The sequence below is a fragment of the Blautia sp. MSK20_18 genome (assembly GCF_020553125.1).
Classification (GTDB): domain Bacteria; phylum Bacillota; class Clostridia; order Lachnospirales; family Lachnospiraceae; genus Blautia_A; species Blautia_A fusiformis.
In genome coordinates this window covers 1-24,416 of the sequence record NZ_JAJCGR010000041.1, presented here as the reverse complement: position 1 = coordinate 24,416, position 24,416 = coordinate 1, and the positions used below count along the sequence as shown (strand labels likewise).

Genomic DNA, 24,416 nt, shown 5'->3' with positions numbered 1-24,416 from the left:
ATTAGTTAATACAATTACTATTTTGTCCATCTTCAATTACTTGCATAAATTCGATGGACGCGTCTTATATCCCCATAGCTGAAGCAAGGGATTTTACGACGCATTGGATAAAATACTATATTCCAAAACGACACAAAAAAATCGCCGAACCCCAGTAAAATCAAAAGGTACAGCGATTTTTTTGTTTAGCAACTGTCAAAGACAGGAGTATAAAACGGTTTCTGACCAATGTCAAGCCAGAAAGATTTAAGCCCTCTTACATTGTCTGATTTGCCAGACAGAATTCTTATAATTCCGGAACCACTGTAGTCCATAGATGATTTCCTATTTTCTGGAAATCCCCCTCCAGAGACATTACAGTTACTACTGCATCCTTGTCAGGAAACGCCAGACAGAACTGACCATAATTTCCATCGGATCGATAGGAACCGGCTTCCGGATTCATTACAAACTGATATCCATATCCAAAACCGGAATAAAGATTTCCCGGACTTCCTGCCACTGAATTATCCACCAGATTGGACGTTGCCATCTTCATGTACGACTCTGGCACCAGCTGTTTTCCATTATAATTTCCCTTGTGAAGAATCATCTGTCCATACCGGGTAAACTCATCAATATTCACATAAAGTCCATTAGCCGCATGCACATGCCCTTTCGGACACAAAGTCCAGTCTGGATTTCCAATTCCAAGCGGCTCAAAAAAGCGATTTCTCAAATATTCCAGAAGATTAACTCCCGCACGTTTTTCAATCGCACAGCTGATCATATAAGTATTAAAATTGCTGTACAGCCATTCTGTTCCCGGTTTTTTTATCACTTTCGCATTCTCGAAGAAATATCGGATCCAGTCCGGAGTTGTGTAACGCTCCGGCCAGTCACAGAAAAACAGAGAGCTTTCCAAACCTGTAGTCATTGTCAGCATATTTTCCAGCGTTACATCCCCCAGATATCCTTCCGGATTCTCCGGTGCATACTCTGGAAAAATATCCACAATCTTCTCATCAAGTCGAATCAGCCCTTCATCAAGTGCGATTCCTGCCGCACAGGACACAACACCCTTGCAGGCAGACCAGGTGTTAAGGCGTGTCTTGACAGGCATTCTTTTATATTCTGCCGTTAACTGTCCTTCACGCCATATCTGCGCATACATAACATTGAGATTTTCTTTTAAAGTTTTGATAGCAAATTCATTGATCAGGTTCTGGTCTTTATTCATAAACATTAATCCTCCCACACACTTGTTTCCATCTTTACATCAGGACTTACACTTCTAAACCATCCGTAAGCCATGCATACTACAATGGCTATCAGACTGATGATTACTACCGGAAGTTTCAGGCTTCTGCAAGAATTGATAAAAATGCAGATATATGCAAACAGGCTCAAACAGCAGAGGAAATAATATTTTCCGTTAGAAATATGCATTGGTGATTTTTCCCATGCTTCTGCATGTTTTTTCGGAAGCTGGAAATAAGCATAAATCTGCAGAAATGCCAATGCTGATGCCAGAAGCATAATATTATTTACAACATCACTGATAGAAAAGTCCAGTAACACAGGTAATATTCCCATAAGATAAGTAAATGTCATCAGTTTCCAGTAAGCCCCTCTTCTGTTCTGAGCTGCCCATGATTTCGGAAGCCATCCATCTTTACAGGACTGTGCAACCGGAATACAGTTATTGGAAATTGTTGAATTAATGGATGAAGACAGTGCAAGTACCGGACCACCAATCATAAATACTGTGAAAAGTGCCGGATTTAAAATATTTTTTGCAACCAGGGTAAGCGGCTGTCCGGCTACCTGATCCAGAGGAAGCACACCACTTGCTACAATTGCAACACCGCCATATACAACCATCAGTGTCGGAATACAGTACAGAAGTGCCTTTGGAATATCTTTATGCGCTTCTTTTGCCTGTTTACCATAATTCATAATGCAGGAATATCCGTTTGTTGAATATACATACAGCATAATTGCGGAAAAGAATCCGGATGGACCATTGGAGAAAAAGTCTGGTGCTGTAAACTCAAACACCGGATTTTTCAGCTGGAGGCATCCCAGAACAATAAACAGACCAAGTGCAACAAACAGCAGGATAACCAGAATTTTCTGTACCTTCGCCATTACATCCACACCACACAGATTGATGGCAAAGAACACACTCAGGGCTGCAATTCCAAACCATTTCGCATTGATCTGCGGCCACAGGGAATTTGCATACATACCAATTGCCACACCATAAGTCGCCAGATTGATCGTCTGTGGCAAAAATCCTACTGCATACATACCGGCAACTCGTTTGCCGGCCATATCTCCTACCAGAGAATAAAATCCTCCTCCAAGTTTCAGTGTAGATGTGATCCATGGAATTGGTGCAATCATCATAAATCCCCAGATACATGCAGCTACATATGCCAACCATGCCGACTGACCAGTCAAAAGAATTGCCGGTCCGATCAGTGTCAGAACACCCGATCCAATCGCCTGTCCTACACCGATTGTATAAAGATCACTTCGTTTCAGGTAACCTGTTTTTTCTTTTATTTCCTTTACTGTTGACGACATAAAAGCCCCCCTTTTTTATTGACTTTAATATTAATAGTGTAATTAATTCTTTTTCTGACGTCATGTGAATTATTTAATGCTATATTAGCATCTAGGTTTCAAGATTTCTATTGACAATATTATTAAAAATACACGCTTTAATTTGTGCATTATTTACATCTTTCTTGTATTAAGAAGAATTTTTTACTTCATTATATTGTAAGCAAACTTTACACCTGTTATAATTTATTATACTAATCGTACAATACAGGAGGTTTTCATGAAAATAGAACAGTTGATCCGTGAAAAAGTATCTTTCCTTTCTGCCGGTCAGAAGAAAGTCGCCGAATATATATTACAACACCTTGATTCATTCAGTTATTCCACCCTTGCGAAACTCAGCAAGGAAATTTCCGTAAGCGAAACCACTATCATACGCCTTGCCTATTCCCTGGGATTTGAAAGTTTTTCTGAAATGCAGCGTACTGTACAGAATGATATTCTTTCCGTTCCTACGGTTATAACAGACGATTCACGGCTGGATAGCGGAAATTTTTATCAAAACATCATTGCCAATGAACTCCATTCCATGGAAAGCTGGGCATCTCATCTGAATCAGGAAGATATGGATCAGATTGTTACCCATCTGAGCAATGCCAAAAAACGCCTCATTGTTGGTGCACGCTCTTCCTACAGTGCCGCTCTCTGGATGGGAACTCTGTTGAATCAGCTTCTTGGAAATACCAAGGTGGTTCACGAATTTTACGATTCCAATTTCGAATATCTCACAGAAGCATCCGAGGATACAGTTGTTCTTCTGATCTCTTTTGCCCGCTATACCAAATGGTCTCTGAAATATGCACAGATTGCCAAAAATCATGGTGCAAAGATACTCGCCATCACAGACAGCATTTCATCACCGGCATGGGCGCTGGCAGACCACGCTATCATTACAGAGATCAATCTCAATGAAATGGGATTTAACTCCTTCTCATGCCTCTATTGTCTGTTTGACAGTATTGTTGCAAAAATCCGCAAAACCAGGTGCAAATCCATCAGTACACGACTTCATGACCTGGAAGAACTTTATTCAGACTTTGATCTTTTTTACGAATAATAATTTCAGGGGGGGATTCTCATGCAGGAAATTTTAGATATTTTTCTTGAGAAATCAAAGCAACATCATTCCAATATCATCTACGCACAGATATATAAAAATGATCTTCTAAAAGAAGAATTCAGACTTTTTCCGGTCAAAACCCGTTTAAATATATGGTCTATCAGCAAGCCTTTTGTTGCAATGGCCGCAGGTATCGCAGAACGTGAAGGACTGATCACTCTTGATGAATACATTTATCCCTGGTTTGAAAAATATTTCCCTTCCGACCCTTCTGAAAATCTGTACAAGATAAAGATCCGTGATCTTCTTACCATGTCATCCGGTCAGAAAGATCCGCTCTTTTTCTGCGATGGACCGGAACGATACAGAGAAAAGGACTGGGTGAGATATTTCTTTCAGAATGATTCTTTTCCATATACACCCGGTACTCATTTTGTGTACAGCAATTTTTGTTCCTATATTTTGTCTGTTCTTCTGGAAGAGAAATCCGGAACGGATCTGCTGAATTATCTGCGATATCGTTTCTTTGAACCGGTTGGCATTCCGAATCCGGACTGGACCCTCTGCCCTCAGGGACATTGTATGGCAGCTAACGGACTGTATCTGACGATTGATGAATTGGCTCGTTTTGGACATCTGCTTCTGCATGAGGGTTCCCTGAACGGAAAACAGATCGTCCCAAAAAAATTCGTGATTGATGCCTGTCAGAAACATATCGATTCTTACAATCCACTGACGGAGCATCCGGATTACCAGAGCTATGGTTATGGATATTTCATATATATGGGACCTATGGAAGATACACTGATCCTGTCCGGCAATTACGGCCAATACTGCGTCGTTGATAAAAAACGTCAGATGGTATCCTGTGTCATGTCCCTGGATGGCAATGACCACAAAAAAATCCGTGATGACCTGGTGGATTCCCTTGCAGAATATTACGGTGTGAAAATTTCACATATATAAAAAAATGCCACTCCGCGGCCATATCATATGATATTCGCAATCCGCTAACGCTACTTGCTCATAAAAAAATACCGCTCCGCGGCCACATCATATGATATTCGCAATCCGCTAACGCTACTTGCTCATAAAAAAATGCCGCTCCCGCGGCCATATCATATGATATTCGCAATCCGCTAACGCTACTTGCTCATAAAAAAATGCCGCTCCGCGGCATTTTTTTATATCACTAACCAATCCTCAACCATAGCTGTATTATGTAGCAGTACTGCCTCATTTCCCTTCGTTACAAAAATCCTCTGCACAAACACATCCACAACTTCGCCTTCCCGGACGGGTTCTTCGTCAAGGCTTCTTCTGGCGCTGAGTGTGGTGTTTCCTACACGGACTTTCAGTTCCAGGCTGCTGCCGCGGAATGCGACTCGTTCTACGATGCCCTCTGTTGCGGAGCTTTTATATTTCTGTTCCTCGTTCTTCTTAGTCACTTTTACAAACTCCGGACGGACAATGGCTTTTTCGCCTCCCGGAACTTCCTCGAAGTGATTGAACACCTGGTAATCATCGATCACAGAAGTCTGCCCGAAAAATCCCGCCGTAAACGCAGTATCCGGATTCTGATAAACCTCCAGTGGAGTTCCCTTCTGCTCGATCCGTCCACGGTTGGTAATAATAATTTCATCCGCCACCTCAATAGCCTCATCCTGGTCATGGGTAACAAAAATACTGGTGATCCCCAGCTTCTCGATCATATCCTTCAGCCAACTTCGAAGCTCCGTACGGATCTTTGCATCGATCGCCGCAAAAGGCTCATCCAGAAGGAGAAGCTGCGGATTCGGAGCCAGAGCCCGGGCAAAAGCAACTCGCTGTCTCTGACCACCGGACAGCTGACTCGGATATCTTTTCTCCAGGCCCTTCAGCCCGATCAGCTCTACCAGTTCCATAACCCTCTGCTTAATATACTTCTTATCCGCCTTCTGCACCTTCAGGCCAAATGCAATATTATCATACACCGTCATATACCGGAAAAGAGCATAATTCTGGAACACAAATCCAATGCCTCGCTCGCTGGCAGGCACATCATTGACCACTCTTCCGTCAATGATGATCTCACCGCTGTCCGGCTGCTCCAGACCGGCGATCATACGGAGAATCGTAGTTTTTCCGCTTCCGCTGGGCCCCAGAAGACCGATCAGCTTCCCCTTTTCGATACCAAAGCTTACGTTATCAGATGCCTTGTAATCCCCATATGTTTTATTGATATTTTTTAACTCAACGTACATCGCCTTTTTCCCCCTTTCCTTTATGCTCCAGAACATTTCTTGCGATCAGAAGGATCACCGCCAAGATCACAAGGATCGAAGAAACCGCAAATGCCGGAACATACTGGAATTCGTTATAAAGAATTTCCACATGAAGCGGAAGTGTATTTGTTTTTCCACGGAGATGTCCGGACAGTACGGACACAGCTCCAAACTCTCCCATGGCTCTGGCTGTACACAGCACAACACCATAGAGAAATGCCCACTTGATATGCGGAAATGTCACCTTGGTAAAAATCGTCCAGCCTTTTGCTCCCATCAGTGCTGCCGCCTCTTCCTCATCGGACCCTATGGATTCCAGAACCGGTATGATCTCTCTGGACACAAATGGAAATGTGACAAAGATCGTTGCCAGGACAATTCCAGGAACTGCAAACACGATCTGTATCCCTGCACTTTCAAGAACAGAATAAAGAGGACTCTGCTTTCCAAAAACCAGGATATAGATAAGACCTGCGATAACCGGTGATACTGTAACCGGAACATCGATCAAAGTGGTAAGGAACTTTTTTCCCCGAAAATGAAATCTGGTCATTGCCCATGCCGCACACAGACCAAAGATCGTGTTGCATACAACAGCCGCAGCCGTCGCCCCAATGGTCAGCTTCAGCGCTTTCAGCGTGTACTCATCTGTCACCGCCTGCACATAGCACTGCCAGCCCTTGCTCAGCGCCTGGGTTACAACAACCACCAGAGGCAGTACCAGCATCACAAAAAGAAAGATCACGGAAATCCCGATAAGGATCCATTTCACCGGCCCGGAAGCCTGCTTCTTTTTTTCATCCATTATGCATCCCTCCCTCTGATACGTTTCGTATTTCTTGCCTGCACCAGATTCACACCAAACAGGATCAGAAATGATACTGCCAGTGTAACCAGTGCGATAGCTGTTGCGCTTTCATAGTCAAACTCCTGAAGCTTTGACATGATGATCAGCGGCGTGATCTCTGTATAATAAGGCTTGTTTCCTGCGATAAAAACAACGCTTCCGTATTCTCCCAGGCAGCGTCCGAAGGCAAGTCCCGCCCCGGAAAGCATTGCCGGCAGAAGCTCCGGAAGAATAACCCTGCGGAAAACGGTGAATGGTTTTGCACCCATAACACGGGCCGCCTCCTCATAGGAACCGTCCAGTTTCTCCAGAACCGGCTGAATGGCCCTGACTACAAAAGGGATTCCCACAAAGATCAATGCCACCGTGATACCGATTCTGGTATATGCGATCTTAATACCGAAATTTGCAAAAAAGCTTCCCACCAGACCTTTATCGGATGTCAGGGATGTCAGTGAGATACCGGCAACTGCAGTCGGCAGTGCGAAAGGCAGCTCGATCATTCCATCCATGATCCTTTTTCCCGGAAAATCATATCTTACCAGCACCCACGCAAGGACCAGTCCCATAATAGCATTGATCACTGTGGCCGCAAATGCGGTAATAAAGCTTACATAGAATCCGGACAAAACCCTCGGCCGTGTGATCACCTCAATAAATTCCCGAAAACCCAGCCGCGCCGAGTAGACTGCCAGAGACGCAAGAGGGATCAAAACTACGATACTCAGCATCGCCAAAGTCACTCCCATTGTCAGTCCAAAGCCTGGTATCACACGTTTACTCTGTTGTTTCTTCATTTCTGTCTCCCCGCTTTTCTATTCTAAGTTTCTGGTCTGTTACAAATTCCCGGTCTGCTGCAAATCTCTGACTCTTCTACAACTCTCTGGTCTGTTACAAAATCTCAGGCTCTTCTACTCTTCATAGATCTCATCAAACACTCCGCCGTCTGCGAAATGCTTTTTCTGAACTGCATCCCAGCCGCCGAAATCTTTGATCGTTGTCAGCTTCACCTTCAGGTTAAAAGTATCTGCATGCTTTTTCAGGATCGTCTGATCAACCGGCCTATAGTAATTCTCCGCGATCAGCTCCTGAGCTTCATCGGAATACAGATATTTCAGATATGCTTTCGCAGCTTCTGCATTATCATGCTTTTTCACATTTTCATCTACAACAGCAACGGATGGCTGTGCCAGGATACTGATGCCCGGCGTTACGATCTCGTAATCATCCGGATTATCCCTTACAGAAAGAAACGCTTCATTTTCCCAGGCGATCAGCACATCCCCCTGCCCGTTTTCCACGAAAGAGGTTGTGGCACCTCTTGCTCCGGAATCCAGAACCAGGACATTTTTGTAAAGCTTCTTGATAAAGGCTTTCATCTCTGTCTCGTTGCCGTTATATTTCTCATTGGCATAAGCCCAGGCTGCCATGTAATTCCAGCGGGCACCACCAGAGGTTTTCGGATTGGGAGTGATCACCCCCACACCATCCTTTGTCAGATCATCCCAGTCGTGGATATTCTTCGGATTTCCCTTCCGAACAAGAAATACAATGGTGGAAGTATAAGGAGCACTGTCATCCGGATATTCATCGATCCAGCCCTTGTCGATCAGACCGGCATTCCGGATCGCATCAATATCATATTCCAGTGCAAGTGTCGCCACATCCGCAGGAAGTCCATTGGAAATCTCAAGGGCTTGCTTTCCGGAACCGCCATGAGACTGGATCACATCCACACTCTGACCTGTTTCCTCTTTCCAATATTTTGAAAAAATCTTATTATATGCTTCATAAAATTCTCTGGTCGGATCATAGGACACATTGATGATCTCCACATGATTTTTATCTTTTGTATTGTTTCCCGATACTGCAAAAGTTCCTGCCAGTACCACTGCTGCCAGTGTGATACAGACACCTGCAATGCGTTTTCTTTTCATGATCTGTGTACTCCTTTACAACCACATTTTTATTTGGAAATCTTTTTCCCACCAATGTAACTGCTTCATTTCGCTGTCAAATCATACCGGTTCTTTCCGTTTACTGTGGTTCTGTAATTTTTTTATTTGAATTGAATACATTAAACCATATTATTCCCATTAATTAAATAGGAATATCTGAAAACGTTTTCACAGAAATACTCTGGTCATAGCACAACTGCATCCTGTCTGTCACTATATCTGCGCATCCGCAACACTCAGATACAATAATCGCTCCACATACTATCCTCCACACTGCTGCAGCTGTTCCGTATCATCAGTCTGCCTTCCAGCTCCATTCGCACAATACCGGAATGTCCGCCCTTCAGTCGGTCCAGCAGCAGGTATAATGCAAATTTTCCCATATCCTCCTTGGGCAGGCTCACCGTTGTCAGCATCGGTCTGGTAAACTGTGCCTCCTGTATATCATCGCTGGATATGATCGAAGGCATATAATACCGGTTCCGAAATTTATTCAGGCACTTCAGCATTCCGATCGCCGAAATATCATTGGCACAGTAGATTCCGGTTGGCATGTCGTCCGACTGAAAGAACTTTTCCATGGCCTCGTAGCCCTCGGCCTCAGTCTGCTTTGTTTCGATAACATACTCCGGTATCACATCCAGATCATGCTTCTTCAGTGTTTCCAGATACCCGTTATACCGGTCCTCGCTGTGACACTGGCCAATATAACCGATATTTTTGTGCCCCAGGGAGATCAGATATTCCACTGCCGCTGCTGCGATCTTTTTCCCATCACAAAGGACCTCATCCACTTCATAATTGGTAGAATTCCGGTTCACCGATACCACACTCTTATACTTCTTATTCAACTTCTTCAAAGCCTCTTTATTACATCTGCCGATGATGATCAGTCCGTCCCTTTTCCCTTCCACCTCGTCATACATTCCGTCGATCAGCCGGTCCAGATTCTCCCTTCGGCACTTCCGGTCATCGGAAAACACAGACATATACCATACTTTGGAAAGAATGCAGTTTTTATCATGGATCTCACTTTCGATCACCCGAAGGAGCTCCGCAAAAAACGGATCCGTTGTGGAAGAATCGGTTCTTGTCATCAGGATATTGATGTACCAGGTTTTCTCCTGCTTTGCGGAAACGCCTTTTTTCAGATTCCGGGCCGCCTCGTTGGGCACATAATTCATCTCGATAGCTGTCTTCCATATCTTGTCCCTGAGTCCGGAAACAGAACATTTATAATTGGGATTATTCAAAACTCTGGAAACCGTCGCCGGTGAAACCCCTGCCTTTTCTGCGATCTTCTTGATGGACATGTACCCGTCCCCTCCCTCTGAAAAAAGTCTACCCGCTACCAGTCCTGTAAGCTACTCAACGTCATCTATGTAACTCAGCATCATCAGTGTAACAGAACTTTTTATCATTCCTTATTTCATAGTAATTAAATATGTTTTATATGATAATAGGAGTTTTGAAAAAAGTCAATCTTATTTTGTGAAAACGTGTTCTTTTTTTGCCTGCAATATATAAAAACAGACTGAGAACCTGATATATATTCTTATCAAGCTCCAGTCTGTTTTGCGTACTCAAACATATAAGATATAACTATGAGTAAATAACAAATGCTGATTACTAATATCCTTTGAATTATTTAACTGTTACCTTACAGGTCAGTTTTTTGGAACCACTCTGAACGGTAATGGTTGCAGTTCCTTTTTTGATGCCTTTTACAACACCTTTGGATGTGACCGTTCCCTCATTTTCCAATTCACATTTATACTAAAATTATAAATTTCCCATCACATTTAATCAAGCTTTGTTTAGAATATTTTTGTCATATTTTGTCTGTTTACAGACATTTTTTAACATTTTTTCTACTATAAAAAACCGGCAGCTCCACATGTGAAAACTTTTGTACCTGCTTTATTACCAAAATACCAAAAATACGACGTGCAGTTATTCAAAATAAATATCTGTACTTTCTTCTCCTGTTCATAATAATCTCAAATACTCTTTCTTTATATTCCTGCGAATAATAACTTTCCATATCCAATATTTCTTTTACATCTTTTTCATTAAATTTCAGCCTTATCTGCTGACCATACAATTCTTCTGCAATCTCGATCTGCTCATCAAAATCTTCACACAGAGTTTTTGATCGTGCCTCCTCCATCAGATTATTTATGTTTTCTTCCATCGGATAATCCATCTGTATATCTGATAGCAGTCCTGCACCATTATCAAATATTGGACATAAATGATATTTTTCTTCTGCATCCATTAAGACTCCAATATTATGCATATGCCGATCTTCATTCATAAAAAATGTATCAATTGCCAGGATCTTACTCATATACTTTCCAAAATCGCTAATTCCCGTAATGCGTTCCGTCTGATCTACTATAAATTCCAGTCTTTCCGAATGTTCTGGAATCGTGAATAATTTTTTATAAAGACTTTCATTATAAAATCCATAAAAAAGTCTTTCTAATGTAATAAGCTGCCATCCCTCAGGCAAAAAATTTTCACTTTTACATCCCAGATATTTTCTTCTCTTATAACTAATCTCTTCTGTTTTATATAAAACATACTCTTCCTGTTTCAGTGAAGATTTTTCCAACAAACGTGAAACAACATATTCCACCAATCCCTCATATCCCATATAATCAGCTTTATACCATACATTGTTCCTGCACCATTTCAATTGGTTTCCTTTTGACGATTGTCTGTCATTTGTTTTGATATCCTGTTCAAAAAGCTGTACCATTTTTACCTCTCAATCCTGATCCAGAAATCATCCTCTGCCATTCTTCCTTCGGTCTTTTCTATGATCATAAACGGATCATAAAATGGCAGATTCAAATCTTCTAATACCAATTTTATTTTGTCTCGTTGTCTCGGGAAACAACGAGATTCCAGAAATTCCTCGTATTCTTCAAAGGTTGGTTTTTCATTTCGGCCAAATGCTTTTTTAATAAAATTGTTTGTATAATTATATATTTTTACTTTTCTGCCTCTCTCATCCACATCAATAATCGTACATATTTCACTCTTAAACATGTACCATAAGCGTATCGGATATTCTTTTTCCGGCACGCGGAGGTTTTCCTCTATCTGAGGATACTCGTTTAAAATATGAACTAATGTCGTAACCGGTCCTGTAATATCCCGATTTTCACTTTCCCATCTTTCTATTGTTTTCTGAGATACATTTACTAACTTTGCAAAATCTTTTTGTGTAAGCTTCAATTTCTTCCTTAAAATTCGTATATCTTCTGCCCGTATCGAATGTCTCACAGCATATCCTGTCATTTTAGATTCCCCCTTTTTTATTAATATACCCTTATTTTAAGGGTATAACAAGCTATTTTATTCCTTATTTTAAGGGTTTTCTATATTTATAAAAACCCGGCAGCTGCACATGTGATAACTCTCCATGTTTCATCTGCCGGGCTTCTGTTTTTATTTTCTTTTGTATTCTTTCACTGTTATGGCTATTTTACGTACGCCTGCTTCATCGTTACTTCACCGTTATCTTACAGTTTAGTTTTTTCGCTCCGCTCTGCACGGTGATCACAGCCGTCCCTTTTCGGATTCCCTTTACAACACCTTTGGAATTTACCGTAGCGATCCTGCGATCCGAGGAACGGAAAAGAATCTTTTCGTCGCTGTAATACGGCACGGTCACTGCCTGGATCGTGTATGTTTTTCCACGAAGTATGGTTTTTGTTTTGGGCACGCCGGTCATCTTTGCAGTCCTTACTGCGGCAATATTGTTCAAAAAACGGAACCCATTTTTCTTTGCGTAAGTCTGAGCAGTAGAACCCTTTTTTCCGGCAATGACAAAAGTTTTATTTTTTCCACTATTGAAATTATAGCCGATCGCTTCTTTTTCTATCACTGTTTTACTGTTGAGGATCGTAATCTTTTTCATTGCCAGGCAATCATAAAAAGCATGGCTTCTGATCTTTTTCACACTGGCAGGTACTGTAATATTCCCCAGTTTTCGACAATTACTGAATACACCGTTCCCGATCTCTGTAAGCTTCTTCGGCAACGACACCTTTCTGAGATCTGGACAAAAAGAAAACGCACCTTCCCCAATAACCGTAACACTGTCCGGAAAGCTTACTCCTGTCAAACCGCAATGCCGAAAGGCCGCTCTTTCTATCCTGGAAACGCCCTGTCCAAGCGTAACCTTTTTCAGCTTCATATCCGCCTCAAATAACGATTCCGGTAATATTTTCACACTTCCCGGAATGATGACAGATTCCAGACTGTTACAGTAACTGAAAGCATATTCATCAATTTTTGTTACAGTTTTCGGTACATCTAGGCTCATAAGCTTACTCTGGTAAAAAGCATATGCACCAATGCTTTTCAGTCCATCAGGAAGCTTGATCCTGGTGATCGCAGTATCTCCAAATGCTCTTACTCCAATACTCCGCAGAGTTCCCGGCAACGAAATCCTCTTCATATTTCTGCAGTCTGAAAAGGTTCTGTCACCGATTCCCGTGATCCCAGATGCAACGGTTACTGTTTTTATCATTGCTGATCTGTATGAAAAATCATCGGTAACCTTAACCTCCCCTTTTCCCTGTATCTGCAGGTTTCCATTGGAGTACAATCGGTAAACAGCTTTGCTTCCACAGGAGCCCTTCGCAACAAGCTTTGCAGTGCTCTGCACACCTGCTGCCGATGCTTCCTGCGCATATTCAGCCGCATAACCAGTCTGTGCATGTACAGCCACAGAAGATACACAGGACCCTGTCAGGATCATTGACGTTGATAACAGTATTGCGATTTTTTTCCCAAACATAAAAGCTCCCTCCCTGAGAATCGATCGGATATCCACGATCTTCTCCCATGCAGCAACAAAAGGACCGACATACATCCGGTCCTCCTGTTCATCATTTAGAATCTGTTGGTTAATCCAACCACATACATATCTTCTTTATATTCCGGGATCTTCACAAGAAGTCCTTCTGCAGTATCTTCAGTTTCTACCTTCACTGCCGGATCAAATGGTCTCAGCTGTCCGTGATAGCCCTTGATCAGGAATTCATTGGCACCTTCCTTCAGATGATCTGCAAACACATTCAGATTTCCGTCTTTCTGTGTATAATGGAGCTCGATTCCACTCTCAAGCAGCTCAGATTCACGGTCACTGCAGCGTGTTCCGTAAATACCGTCATGGTTTACCTTCAGCCATGCACCCAGGATCTTCAGTCTTCTTACCTGCTCCTCCGGGATAGTTCCGTCTGCCTTCGGGCCGATGTTCAGGAGAAGATTTCCGTTATTTGCCACTGTTCCGACAAGAAGTGAGATCAGATCCGGAACAGAGATCAGCTTGTCATCGCCTTCGTTGGCATTATAACCGAAGGATAAGCCCATTCCACGGCACATCTCCCATTTCTCATTTCTGTTTACAGAACCGGCTTTATATTCCTTAGTAAGGAAATCATGATAACGTCCGTTGAAACGGTCATTTACCACACCCTCCGGAACCTTATTGTAATAATGTGCAAAGAAATACGGCATCATCTCTTCACTCTGTGTCGGCCATCCGATATCATTCCAGAACACACTCGGTGCATAATCATCTACAAGCTCTTTCATCTGATTATAGGAATAATCTGCATATGCAAATGTCGGACTGGCTGTTCCAAACAGATCATCATCCTCAAAAATAGGATCGTTTGCATACTGCCAGTCGATCAGTCCGGAATAATACAGGCCCATGCGGATTCCTGCGTCACGGACAGCTTCTGTCAGCTCACCGGTGATATTTCTCTTCGGTCCCATTTCTACGGAATTGAAATGTGTATATTTACTTGGGAACAGGCAGAATCCGTCATGATGCTTGGTTGTCAGAACAACATACTCCGCACCTGCTTCTTTGAAGATCTCTGCCCACTGCTTCGGATCCCAGTTTTCAGCTTTCCACATAGGAATAAAATCTTCGTATTTGAAATCTTTTCCGTATTTTTCTATATGATGCTTATATGTAGGACCTTTTCCAATGTTCAGAGAATTGTAATACCATTCTGCATACGGATTATCCGCAAACCATTCCTTGGAATCAACCTCTCCCAGCTCCCATGTATGCGGTGCAAATGCCGGCACGGAATAAATTCCCCAATGGATAAAAATTCCAAATTTACAATCCTCATACCATTTTGGAACTGTGTGTGCATTTACAGAGTTCCAGTTTCCTGTGAATCTTACATCTCCCATAATTAAAATACCTTATCCTTTCTGTCCTTTCAAAAAGACATTATAATTTACTCGCTTCCCCCAACAGCTATTCTACTGTGATCTTCAATACCACCGGCATATCTCCCGCCTCAATAACCCCTCTTCCGCAGGAAATATCCAGTTCTTTATTTCTCGCAAATGCCGGATGCAGATCTGTTCCGAGGATCTCAATATCCCGGATCGTGGATTTCAAAAGCTTCATATCATTGCCAAGAGCTTTGATATGGATCTCTCCATCCTCCGGCCAGTGCAGAACAGTCGCATAAATATGATTGCTCTTACTTGTAAAACGGATATCCTCAGAAGTAAAGTGCTTATCATAGGTATCCGTGAAATGTCCCTCCGGAACCACCGTCGGTCCCTCTCCGAATATCTTCCAGTATCTGGTTCCGTATATCGCCTCTCCGTTTACCTTCAGCCATTTTCCCATTTCTCTCAGGATATGTGCATCCTCTTCCGGAATTGTTCCATCCGGCTTCGGTCCGATATTAAGAAGAAGTGCACCATTTTTGCTGACTACATCGATCAGATCCAGCACTACATCGGAAGGCTTCTTATAATCATTTCCAATGGTATAGCCCCAGGAGTTCTTAGCTACAGACGTATCATTCTGCCACAGATCCGGCGTGATATGGTCTAACTGACCTCTTTCCAGATCATTGACTGCGCTGCCATAAACATATGCGTCAAATTTGGCATCAATAGCTGTTTCTTTTCCCCACTGTGCAGAACGGTTGTAATAATATGCTGCAAATTTACGAAGATACGGTTTCCATGCATACTGCTGGATCCACCAGTCAAAATACACGATGGATGGCTGATATTTATCCACGATCTCGCAGGTGCGGACAAGCCAGTCCTGCATATGCTCCTCTGTCGGAGGATTGTCATAAATATCACTCATATCTCTGGTGATTCCTGCTGCCGGCCCATAAAGATCCGCATATTCCGGATCATTGACATCAGCCTCCGGGATCTGACGACCTCCATTAAAGAACCAGTAATGCTCTGCTCTGTGAGAAGAAGCACCGAGAACCATTCCCTCTTTCTCAACCTCTATCTTCAGATCTCCGAGAATATCTCTTTTCGGTCCCATCTCAGCAGCGTTCCAGCGACAAAGGTCACTGGCATACATCTGAAATCCATCGTGATGCTCCGCTACCGGAACTACGAATTTCGCCCCCGCCTCTTTAAATAAGGCTGCCCATTCCTTCGGATCAAACTTCTCAGCCTTAAACTGAGGAATAAAATCCTTATAGCCGAATTTATCCAGAGTTCCGTATTTCTCTGTATGATGCAGGTTCTCCTTAGAGCCTTTCACATACATATTTCTGGGATACCATTCGTTTCCGAAAGCCGGAACACTGTAAACACCCCAGTGGATAAAAATTCCGAATTTATCTCTTGCATACCACTTCGGCGTAGGATGCTCACAGAGAGAATCCCAGGTATCCGTGTATGGTCCCTGTGCGATCACCTCATCGATCAGAGAAAGGTATTCTTCTTTTTTCATCTGTTCGTCCTCTTTACATCTTTTATTTATATTGTATGGATGCCTCTATGTTATCATCAAACCTTTTGGTTGTATATGCCCAACAATTCACAAATAAAACGTTTCGTTTTTATATAAAACATACAACAAAAAAAAGACCTTGATGATGTTTTTATTCCAACTTCATCAAAGTCTTTTCTTTTTTACATAATATTCTCTTCGATCACCTTTTCGATCCGTCTCTTCACTTCTTCTGCGAGCTCTGTGGTATGCATATCTTTGTATTCCTCATAATACATCGGAGGAAGGATATGCACCTGTACGGTGATCCTCTCTGTAGAGCCGGTATCAAAAGCCTTAAAGGAATCGATCAGTGCAACCGGAACGATCGGGCATTTCGTCTTGGTGGCAGTCTTGAAGCTGCCGCCCTTGAACGGCCCCGGATGATTTCCGTTTTTACTTCTGGTTCCCTCCGGAAAGATCAGATAATTACGACCAGCCTTCACTTCCCGTATTACATTGACAATGACCTGCATGGACTGCTTCAGGTCTTCCCTGTCAATGATAAAGGCTTTCATACAGGCAAAAACCTGCTTCAGAAAAGGAATCTCTCCAACTTCCTTCTTGGCAACTACCGAAAAAGGAACCGGGCATGCCCGGATGATCGCCAGCACATCAAACAGTCCCTGGTGATTCGGAAAAAACATAAATCCCTTTTCTTTTGGGATATTTTCAGCTCCATGCACATCAATATGGATATTTCCGCCTTCAATGGCATGCTCATCTATCAGTCTCAGGAATGCGTATTTCTTCTCTTCCGGATAATCATCTGTATGCGCTGCATACCAGCAAAGCTTGATCCACCAGTAAGGAACAAAGACTATATTTCTGAGCACCATCAGCAAAATCCGCTTCATTCTTACATCCTCCCGCCTCTGCTTTATCCGTTCAGTTTCCCTGCGATCTTATCCTCGTATCCCGGATTCTTTTTCAGAAAAACCTCATAAGCCTTTGTATAATCTGTATAGGTTTTCGTAGTCATAAATTTCTGATAATCCTTGGCAGCCTGCTGGCTGATCTTATCTGAAATCTCAGAAGGCGCATACAGATAATACTTTTTGTCCTGGACCTTTACAAGATAGGTACTGATACATGGATATTCCTGCTCGTTCTCCAGAACAAGATTATAGCGGATATAAACATAAGAATAATTTTTGTTTTCAGAAATGGAGCCACAGCTGTCGATATTTACATCCTTTACTCCATGGGCCTGAAAATATTTTATCGTGGAGGAAATCTCTGTTTTCGCCTCATCCGATAACTTATCCGCACTGTAACAGCTCTGCATCTTTTTATTCTTGCCTGCTGCTGCCGCTTTGATGTAGCCTTCCACAACCCCCTCCGGAGTTCTGTGGCTGATCTTTCCGCAACCTCTGGCCGCCAGAACGATCACCAGCAGGATCAAAATGATCCCCGCCAGTGTCGCAATATGGACAAAATTCAGTTTTTTATTAGAGTATTTCAGCTTCTTTACTGATTTTTTTCTGCGTTTTTTCTTTGTCGTCGTCATGACTTATCCTCGACCTTATTCCTCTTCGCTGCCTGTGACAGCTTCCTCTGCAGAGCCTTCTTCGTTATTGCCGGTTTCTCCGTCAGCTTTTTCGGTAGTTGTATCTGCTTCCGGATCTTTATCTCTTACCTTGGCGATACTTGCAACGGTTACACCCTCTGTAAGATTGATCATCTTCACACCGGAGGTGATCCTTCCAAGAACAGAGATATCCGCACACTGCAGACGGATAATGATACCCTCTGTAGTGATCATCATGATCTCGTTCTCTTCGTTGACAGCCTTGGCGCCAACAACATTTCCGGTCTTCTCGGTGATCTTGTAGCACTTCACACCCTTACCGCCACGGTTCTGGACAACGAACTCACTCATAGCTGTACGTTTGCCCATTCCGTTCTCGGAAACTACAAGCAGATAATCTCCCTGAGTGTTCAGCTGCATGGCAACAACTTCATCACCGTCAGTAAGATTCATACCTCTTACTCCCATGGACGCACGGCCTGTGCTGCGGACATCCGTTTCCTTAAAGCGGATACACTGTCCGTCCCTGGTCACAAGAATAATATCTTTATTATTATCAGTAGCCTTAACCTCGATCAGCTCGTCATCATCACGAAGAACGATTGCTGTAAGACCTGTCTTACGGACATTCTCGTAATCCTTGATCGGAGTTTTCTTCACAAGGCCTTTCTTGGTGGCCATCATCAGATAATGACCCTCTTCATATTTACGAAGCGGGATCACAGCTGTGATCTTTTCTCCCGGTGCAAGCTGCAGAAGATTGATGATCGCAGTTCCTCTGGCTGTACGACCGGCCTCCGGGATCTCATATGCCTTCAGTCTGTATACACGTCCTGTATTAGTAAAGAACATGAGATAATGGTGCGTTGTCGTCATCAGAAGCTCTTCGATATAGTCATCCTCAATCGTCTGCATACCCTTGATTCCTCTGCCGCCACGGTTCTGGCTACGGAAGTTGTCAACGGTCATACGCTTGATATAACCAAGCTTTGTCATTGCGATCACTGTATTTTCTCTCGGGATCAGATCCTCTGTAGAAATATCATATACATCGTATCCGATGGAAGTCTTTCTGTCATCGCCGTATTTCTCTGCAATGGCAAGGATCTCCTCTCGGATCACCCGGAGAAGGAGCTTGCGGTCAGCAAGGATTGCCTGGAACTTGCGGATCTTCTCCATAAGCTCTGCATACTCAGCCTCCAGCTTCTCTCTTTCCAGACCTGTCAGTGCACGGAGACGCATATCCACGATCGCCTGTGCCTGCACATCTGTCAGCTCAAAACGGTCGATCAGCTCCTGCTTGGCGATCTGTACGTTGCGGGAACCACGGATGATGCGGATCACTTCGTCAATATTATCAAGTGCCTTCAGAAGACCCTCCAAAATATGGGCTCTCTCCTGTGCCTTATTAAGATCATACTGTGTTCTTCTGCGAACTACATTCTCCTGATGCTCCAGATAGTACTCCAGCATCTCTTTCAGATTCAGAACCTTCGGTTCCATACTTCCATGATTTGGAACAAGAGAAAGCATGATCACACCAAAAGTATCCTGCAGCTGTGTATGCTTGTAAAGCAGATTCAGGATCACGTTGGCATTGGCATCCTTACGAAGATCAATACAGATTCGCATACCCTCACGGCTGGAATGGTCGTTCAGGTCTGTGATCCCGTCGATCTTTTTGTCACGGACAAGCTCTGCGATCTTCTCGATCAGACGTGCCTTGTTTACAAGGTACGGGAGCTCGGTAACCACGATACGGGATTTACCGTTTGGCAAAGTCTCGATATTCGTCACCGCACGGACACGGATCTTGCCACGTCCGGTACGGTAAGCTTCCTCGATTCCTCTCGTTCCGAGGATGGTCGCTCCTGTAGGGAAGTCCGGTCCCTTTACGATCTCAAGAAGCTCCTCCATAGCTGTTTCTCTGTCTTCTTCTACAATGTTGTCAATGATCTTAACAACTGCATTGATAGTTTCACGAAGGTTATGCGGCGGAATATTGGTTGCCATACCTACCGCAATACCTGTAGTACCGTTTACCAAAAGGTTCGGAAAACGTGCCGGAAGCACAACCGGCTCACGCTCTGTTTCATCAAAGTTCGGCTGAAAATCAACCGTATCCTTGTTGATGTCAGCAAGCATCTCCATGGATATCTTGCTGAGACGTGCCTCTGTATATCGCATGGCAGCCGCACCGTCACCATCCACGGAACCAAAGTTTCCATGTCCGTCAACCAGCGGATATCTTGTGGACCATTCCTGAGCCATATTGACCAGCGCACCATAGATGGAGCTGTCACCGTGCGGATGATATTTACCCATGGTATCACCGACAATACGCGCACATTTTCTGTGTGGCTTGTCAGGACCATTATTCAGCTCGATCATAGAGTACAGAACTCGGCGCTGTACCGGCTTCAGACCGTCTCTTACATCAGGCAAAGCTCGTGAGGCGATAACACTCATGGCATAGTCGATGTAAGATTCCTTCATCGTTTTTTCCAGATCCACTTCGTGGACTTTGTCAAAAATATTATCTTCCATTCTTCTTTATTCTCCTAGATATCAAGATTCTTAACGAATCTTGCATTTTCTTCGATAAATTCACGTCTTGGCTCTACCTTGTCTCCCATAAGAGTGGTAAATGTCAGATCGATCTCAGATGTGGCAGCTTCGTCCATGGTCACACGGAGAAGGATTCTCTTCTCAGGGTCCATAGTAGTCTCCCAGAGCTGCTCGGCATCCATCTCACCCAGACCTTTATAACGCTGGATCTTATTGTTTCCGTCACGTCCGATCTCGGTAAGGATATTGTTCAGCTCATTATCGTCATATGCATACCATACCTTTTTGTTCTTCTCCACTTTATAGAGAGGAGGCTGCGCCAGGTATACATATCCCTGCTTGATCAGCTCCGGCATGAAACGATACAGGAAGGTCAGAAGCAGTGTTGCGATATGCGCACCGTCAACATCGGCATCGGTCATAATAATGATCTTGTGATAACGAAGCTTGGAAATATCAAAATCCTCATGGATTCCGGTTCCGAAGGCAGTGATCATTGCCTTGATCTCTTTGTTTCCGTAAATCTTATCCAGACGTGCCTTCTCAACATTCAGGATCTTACCACGCAGCGGAAGGATTGCCTGTGTGGCACGGTTTCTCGCTGTCTTGGCAGAACCGCCCGCGGAATCTCCCTCTACGATATAGATCTCACAGTTCTCCGGATTCTTGTCAGAACAGTCTGCAAGCTTTCCAGGAAGTGACATGCTGTCCAGTGCGGATTTTCTTCTTGTAAGGTCACGTGCCTTTCTGGCTGCCTCTCTGGCTCTCTGTGCAAGAACAGATTTCTCAACGGTAGCCTTGGCAACTGCAGGATTCTGCTCCAGGAAAATCTCCAGCTGTTTACTTACGACACTGTCTACCGCACCTCTTGCCTCACTGTTTCCAAGCTTCTGCTTGGTCTGACCCTCAAACTGCGGATTCTCGATCTTAACACTGACGATCGCAGTCAGGCCCTCACGGATATCATCACCGCTTAAGTTCGGCTCACTGTCCTTGAGAAGCTTGTTCTTACGTGCATAATCATTAAATGTATTGGTGATCGCATTACGGAAACCGGTAATGTGTGTACCGCCCTCCGGTGTATTGATATTGTTTACAAAGCCATAGGTGTTCTCTGTATAGGAGTCATTATGCTGCAGCGCAACCTCTACAGACACGCCGTCCTTCTCACCCTCACAGTAAATGATCTCCGGGTAAAGAGCCTCCTTGCTTCTGTTCAGGTAGCTTACAAACTCACGGATACCACCCTCATAGTGGAATACCTTCTCGCGCTCCTGTCCCTCTCTCTTATCCTCCAGAACGATACGAAGACCCTTAGTCAGGAAAGCCATCTCACGAAGTCTCTGTTTCAGGATATCATAATCATAAACAGTCTCCTCAAAGATCTCCTTGTCCGGAAGGAAATAAACCTTCGTTCCTGAAAGCCCCGGATCACAGTCACCTACCACCTTCAGCGGGTACATAGTTTTGCCACGCTCATATCTCTGTTTGTATTCCTTACCCTCTCGGTAGATGGTAACCTCCAGCCATTCGGAAAGTGCATTTACAACAGATGCACCAACACCGTGAAGACCACCGGAAACCTTATATCCTCCACCGCCGAATTTACCGCCTGCGTGAAGAATGGTAAATACAACCTCAACTGCCGGAATACCAGCCTTATGATTGATGCCAACCGGAATACCACGACCATTATCTGTAACTGTAATGGAATTATCCGGATTGATATCTACATGGATCTCCGTACAAAAACCAGCCAGTGCTTCATCGACTGCGTTATCCACGATCTCATATACGAGATGATGAAGTCCACGGCTGGAGGTACTTCCGATATACATTCCAGGCCTCTTACGTACGGCTTCCAGTCCTTCCAGGATCTGGATCTGATCCGCGCCGTATTCTGTATTCTCTGCGCCCATGTCATTCCTCCTGTTCTTGTCGTCCGGACGTGTTTGAAAATTCATTTCTGCAGAACCATAGCAGCTTCAGAAATCATTACATCAAATCCTGAACAAGATAAACTGATCTTTTAATTTCAGGAAATACTGTATTTTCATTTTGCAGAAAGCAATTCTCAAACCCGCTCCGGAAGTGTCATTTATACCTGTAAAATAAATATTTTTTACATACGAATACAGAGTTTATTATAGCACAAAAAAGCCTGTATTTCCACGCAAAATCATAGGAAATACAGGCAAAAAAGTATCTTATTAAATGCAATCTCAAAATACAGCACAATATGGTCTATACTGCAAGCAAATCATTTCGACAAAATCCGCACAGTACTTTTTATTACCACAATAAAAAAAGCCACATACGTTCCCAAAAATCCTTGGTCACAGTATGCAGCTTATTCAATCATCCACGATCACGTTACCTACGATCCGTACCACAATCTACACCTGAGCATTCAGCAGAACCTTCTCCATCCAGAAGCGCCTTATAAATATCCCGCTTGGAAACACCACGATCCTTGGCAGCAAGCTTCATGGCATCCTTCCTGGAATTCCCCTGCTGCTCATACATCGCCACATGCTCCGCAATGGAAATCTCCTCCCAGGAAGCACGCTTCTCCGCCTCCATCTCACTGCGGCTCCTGCCCTCGATCACAAGAACACACTCACCCAGCGGCTTCTCATCTTTATAAAAATCCATCAGATCATCGATCGTAGTCCGGAATGCCGTCTCATGCTTCTTGGTCAGCTCTCTACAAAGAGTCATCCGGCGGTTGCCAAGCGCCTCTCTGAGCTCACCAAGAGTCCGTACAAGCCTGTGAGGTGCCTCATACAGGATAATAGTCCTGGTTTCACAGGAAAGCTCCTCCAGGATCGTTTTTCGTTCTTTCTTATCCGCCGGAAGAAAAGCCTCGAAAGCAAAACGCCTGGTATGCAGGCCTGACAAAGTCAGAGCAGTGATACAGGCAGCAGGACCCGGAAGTGAAGTCACTTCAATTCCGGCTTCATAGCACATGGCGGCAAGCTCCTCCCCGGGGTCTGAGATACCCGGAGTACCTGCATCTGTGATCAACGCAATGTTTGTACCCGCCAGCAGCTTTTCCACGAGGACATGGCCCTTATCGATCTTATTGTATTCGTGGTAGCTAGTCATGGGGGTTTTTATATCAAAATGATTCAGAAGTTTTATGCTGTTGCGGGTATCCTCCGCAGCGATTAAGTCCACTTCCCGAAGGGTTCTTAGTACTCGAAGGGTGATGTCTTCGAGATTTCCTATGGGGGTGGCGCATAAGTATAGTTTTCCGTTTTGTTTCATAATTTGCCTCTTTTCTCGCTTGACCGCGGGGAGTTTTTTCCACTTGGCCGTGGGGGAGTTGTTTCGCTTGACCGCGGGGGATATTCCGCTTGACCGTGGGGGTTATTCCGCTTGACCGCGGGGGGTTGTTTAAGTTTGGGAACTTTGAAAACCGCAAAGGGGCCGCAAAGCCGCGCCCCCTCTGCACACCCCTTGGGCTTTTTTTAAGTAGTGCAAGGGATTCGTTGTTCTTATTTGTTGACTTGTGTCTGTATGCTTCGGTATTCAGCGCACTACGCTGTGCCGATGTTGTTTTATTTCTTCACTTTCTCTGTGATTCACTTCTGGCAAGGTGTCTGTATTCTTCGATACTCAGCGCACTACGCTGTGCCGATGTTGTTTTATTTCTTCTGTTTCTCTGTGGTTCGCTTCTGGCAAAGTACCTGTATTCTTCAATACTCAGCGCGCTACGCTGTGCCGATGTTGTTTTATTTCTTCACTTTCTCAGTGATTCACTTCTGG

19 protein-coding genes are annotated in these 24,416 nt (G+C 43.8%); 2 read left to right on the top strand and 17 right to left on the bottom strand.

Annotated elements, in window-relative coordinates; all coding sequences use genetic code 11:
- Positions 1–286: 286 nt before the first annotated feature.
- Together LI091_RS15945 and LI091_RS15940 are read right to left on the bottom strand one after the other, a co-directional pair.
- A complete protein-coding gene (locus LI091_RS15945; RefSeq protein ID WP_165858209.1) occupies positions 287–1,219 on the bottom strand; it encodes a serine hydrolase domain-containing protein in 933 nt (310 codons plus the stop codon).
- 5 nt (positions 1,220–1,224) lie between these two features.
- On the bottom strand, positions 1,225–2,571 hold the full coding sequence (locus LI091_RS15940; protein WP_021653084.1) for an APC family permease: 1,347 nt from the start codon (positions 2,569–2,571) through the stop codon (positions 1,225–1,227).
- 259 nt (positions 2,572–2,830) lie between these two features.
- Between LI091_RS15940 and LI091_RS15935 the strand changes: the two genes are divergently transcribed.
- Complete coding sequence (locus LI091_RS15935; protein WP_092072444.1) at positions 2,831–3,667, top strand: MurR/RpiR family transcriptional regulator; 837 nt, start codon at positions 2,831–2,833, stop codon at positions 3,665–3,667.
- Positions 3,668–3,688: 21 nt separating this feature from the next.
- On the top strand, positions 3,689–4,636 hold the full coding sequence (locus LI091_RS15930; protein ID WP_265191347.1) for a serine hydrolase domain-containing protein: 948 nt from the start codon (positions 3,689–3,691) through the stop codon (positions 4,634–4,636).
- 218 nt (positions 4,637–4,854) lie between these two features.
- Here the strand turns inward: LI091_RS15930 and LI091_RS15925 are convergent, their stop codons facing one another.
- The 15 genes from LI091_RS15925 to rsmI all read right to left on the bottom strand — a co-directional run bounded on the left by LI091_RS15925 (position 4,855) and on the right by rsmI (position 23,915).
- Positions 4,855–5,913, bottom strand: coding sequence for an ABC transporter ATP-binding protein (locus LI091_RS15925; protein ID WP_021651677.1), 1,059 nt, complete (start codon positions 5,911–5,913; stop codon positions 4,855–4,857).
- Positions 5,903–6,739 (bottom strand): sulfate ABC transporter permease subunit CysW, encoded by an 837-nt coding sequence (cysW, locus tag LI091_RS15920; protein ID WP_118608779.1) that lies wholly within the window; start codon positions 6,737–6,739, stop codon positions 5,903–5,905. The genes LI091_RS15925 and cysW overlap by 11 nt, the downstream gene beginning before the upstream one ends.
- On the bottom strand, positions 6,739–7,578 hold the full coding sequence (gene cysT / locus LI091_RS15915; protein ID WP_059086488.1) for a sulfate ABC transporter permease subunit CysT: 840 nt from the start codon (positions 7,576–7,578) through the stop codon (positions 6,739–6,741). Before cysT ends, cysW begins: the two co-directional genes overlap by 1 nt.
- 114 nt (positions 7,579–7,692) lie before the next feature.
- A complete protein-coding gene (locus LI091_RS15910; protein ID WP_242872633.1) occupies positions 7,693–8,718 on the bottom strand; it encodes a sulfate ABC transporter substrate-binding protein in 1,026 nt (341 codons plus the stop codon).
- 257 nt (positions 8,719–8,975) lie between these two features.
- Positions 8,976–10,052: a LacI family DNA-binding transcriptional regulator gene (locus tag LI091_RS15905; protein ID WP_059086950.1), complete on the bottom strand. Its 1,077-nt coding sequence runs from the start codon at positions 10,050–10,052 to the stop codon at positions 8,976–8,978.
- A gap of 644 nt (positions 10,053–10,696) precedes the next feature.
- Positions 10,697–11,503 carry a hypothetical protein gene (locus LI091_RS15900; protein ID WP_118608778.1) on the bottom strand — a complete coding sequence of 269 codons (807 nt, stop codon included), beginning with the start codon at positions 11,501–11,503 and terminating at the stop codon, positions 10,697–10,699.
- A gap of 2 nt (positions 11,504–11,505) precedes the next feature.
- Positions 11,506–12,048 (bottom strand): helix-turn-helix domain-containing protein, encoded by a 543-nt coding sequence (locus tag LI091_RS15895; protein WP_118608777.1) that lies wholly within the window; start codon positions 12,046–12,048, stop codon positions 11,506–11,508.
- A 208-nt stretch (positions 12,049–12,256) separates the two neighbouring features.
- Positions 12,257–13,555: a leucine-rich repeat protein gene (locus LI091_RS15890; protein WP_265191346.1), complete on the bottom strand. Its 1,299-nt coding sequence runs from the start codon at positions 13,553–13,555 to the stop codon at positions 12,257–12,259.
- A 95-nt stretch (positions 13,556–13,650) separates the two neighbouring features.
- Entirely contained in the window at positions 13,651–14,973 is a 1,323-nt protein-coding gene (locus LI091_RS15885; protein ID WP_118608775.1) for an alpha-L-fucosidase, read from the bottom strand.
- A gap of 67 nt (positions 14,974–15,040) precedes the next feature.
- Complete coding sequence (locus tag LI091_RS15880) at positions 15,041–16,507, bottom strand: alpha-L-fucosidase (RefSeq protein WP_118608774.1); 1,467 nt, start codon at positions 16,505–16,507, stop codon at positions 15,041–15,043.
- 182 nt (positions 16,508–16,689) lie between these two features.
- Entirely contained in the window at positions 16,690–17,403 is a 714-nt protein-coding gene (locus LI091_RS15875) for a lysophospholipid acyltransferase family protein (protein ID WP_118608773.1), read from the bottom strand.
- Positions 17,404–17,426: 23 nt separating this feature from the next.
- On the bottom strand, positions 17,427–18,056 hold the full coding sequence (locus LI091_RS15870; RefSeq protein WP_021651690.1) for a hypothetical protein: 630 nt from the start codon (positions 18,054–18,056) through the stop codon (positions 17,427–17,429).
- A gap of 15 nt (positions 18,057–18,071) precedes the next feature.
- Positions 18,072–20,624, bottom strand: coding sequence for a DNA gyrase subunit A (gene gyrA, locus LI091_RS15865; protein ID WP_118608772.1), 2,553 nt, complete (start codon positions 20,622–20,624; stop codon positions 18,072–18,074).
- Positions 20,625–20,638: 14 nt separating this feature from the next.
- Entirely contained in the window at positions 20,639–22,564 is a 1,926-nt protein-coding gene (gene gyrB, locus LI091_RS15860; protein ID WP_265191345.1) for a DNA topoisomerase (ATP-hydrolyzing) subunit B, read from the bottom strand.
- A 454-nt stretch (positions 22,565–23,018) separates the two neighbouring features.
- Positions 23,019–23,915: a 16S rRNA (cytidine(1402)-2'-O)-methyltransferase gene (rsmI, locus tag LI091_RS15855; RefSeq protein WP_265191344.1), complete on the bottom strand. Its 897-nt coding sequence runs from the start codon at positions 23,913–23,915 to the stop codon at positions 23,019–23,021.
- Between the last annotated feature and the right edge of the window lie 501 nt (positions 23,916–24,416).

Coding starts and splice junctions, on each gene's coding strand:
- cysW (WP_118608779.1), bottom strand. CDS start 6,739: ATGGATGAAAAAAAGAAGCAGGCTTCCGGGCCGGTGAAATGGATCCTT.
- LI091_RS15925 (WP_021651677.1), bottom strand. CDS start 5,913: ATGTACGTTGAGTTAAAAAATATCAATAAAACATATGGGGATTACAAG.
- LI091_RS15910 (WP_242872633.1), bottom strand. CDS start 8,718: ATGAAAAGAAAACGCATTGCAGGTGTCTGTATCACACTGGCAGCAGTG.
- cysT (WP_059086488.1), bottom strand. CDS start 7,578: ATGAAGAAACAACAGAGTAAACGTGTGATACCAGGCTTTGGACTGACA.
- LI091_RS15870 (WP_021651690.1), bottom strand. CDS start 18,056: ATGACGACGACAAAGAAAAAACGCAGAAAAAAATCAGTAAAGAAGCTG.
- LI091_RS15885 (WP_118608775.1), bottom strand. CDS start 14,973: ATGGGAGATGTAAGATTCACAGGAAACTGGAACTCTGTAAATGCACAC.
- LI091_RS15890 (WP_265191346.1), bottom strand. CDS start 13,555: ATGTTTGGGAAAAAAATCGCAATACTGTTATCAACGTCAATGATCCTG.
- rsmI (WP_265191344.1), bottom strand. CDS start 23,915: ATGAAACAAAACGGAAAACTATACTTATGCGCCACCCCCATAGGAAAT.
- LI091_RS15935 (WP_092072444.1), top strand. CDS start 2,831: ATGAAAATAGAACAGTTGATCCGTGAAAAAGTATCTTTCCTTTCTGCC.
- LI091_RS15905 (WP_059086950.1), bottom strand. CDS start 10,052: ATGTCCATCAAGAAGATCGCAGAAAAGGCAGGGGTTTCACCGGCGACG.
- LI091_RS15940 (WP_021653084.1), bottom strand. CDS start 2,571: ATGTCGTCAACAGTAAAGGAAATAAAAGAAAAAACAGGTTACCTGAAA.
- LI091_RS15945 (WP_165858209.1), bottom strand. CDS start 1,219: ATGAATAAAGACCAGAACCTGATCAATGAATTTGCTATCAAAACTTTA.
- LI091_RS15900 (WP_118608778.1), bottom strand. CDS start 11,503: ATGGTACAGCTTTTTGAACAGGATATCAAAACAAATGACAGACAATCG.
- LI091_RS15875 (WP_118608773.1), bottom strand. CDS start 17,403: ATGAAGCGGATTTTGCTGATGGTGCTCAGAAATATAGTCTTTGTTCCT.
- gyrB (WP_265191345.1), bottom strand. CDS start 22,564: ATGGGCGCAGAGAATACAGAATACGGCGCGGATCAGATCCAGATCCTG.
- LI091_RS15895 (WP_118608777.1), bottom strand. CDS start 12,048: ATGACAGGATATGCTGTGAGACATTCGATACGGGCAGAAGATATACGA.
- LI091_RS15930 (WP_265191347.1), top strand. CDS start 3,689: ATGCAGGAAATTTTAGATATTTTTCTTGAGAAATCAAAGCAACATCAT.
- LI091_RS15880 (WP_118608774.1), bottom strand. CDS start 16,507: ATGAAAAAAGAAGAATACCTTTCTCTGATCGATGAGGTGATCGCACAG.
- gyrA (WP_118608772.1), bottom strand. CDS start 20,624: ATGGAAGATAATATTTTTGACAAAGTCCACGAAGTGGATCTGGAAAAA.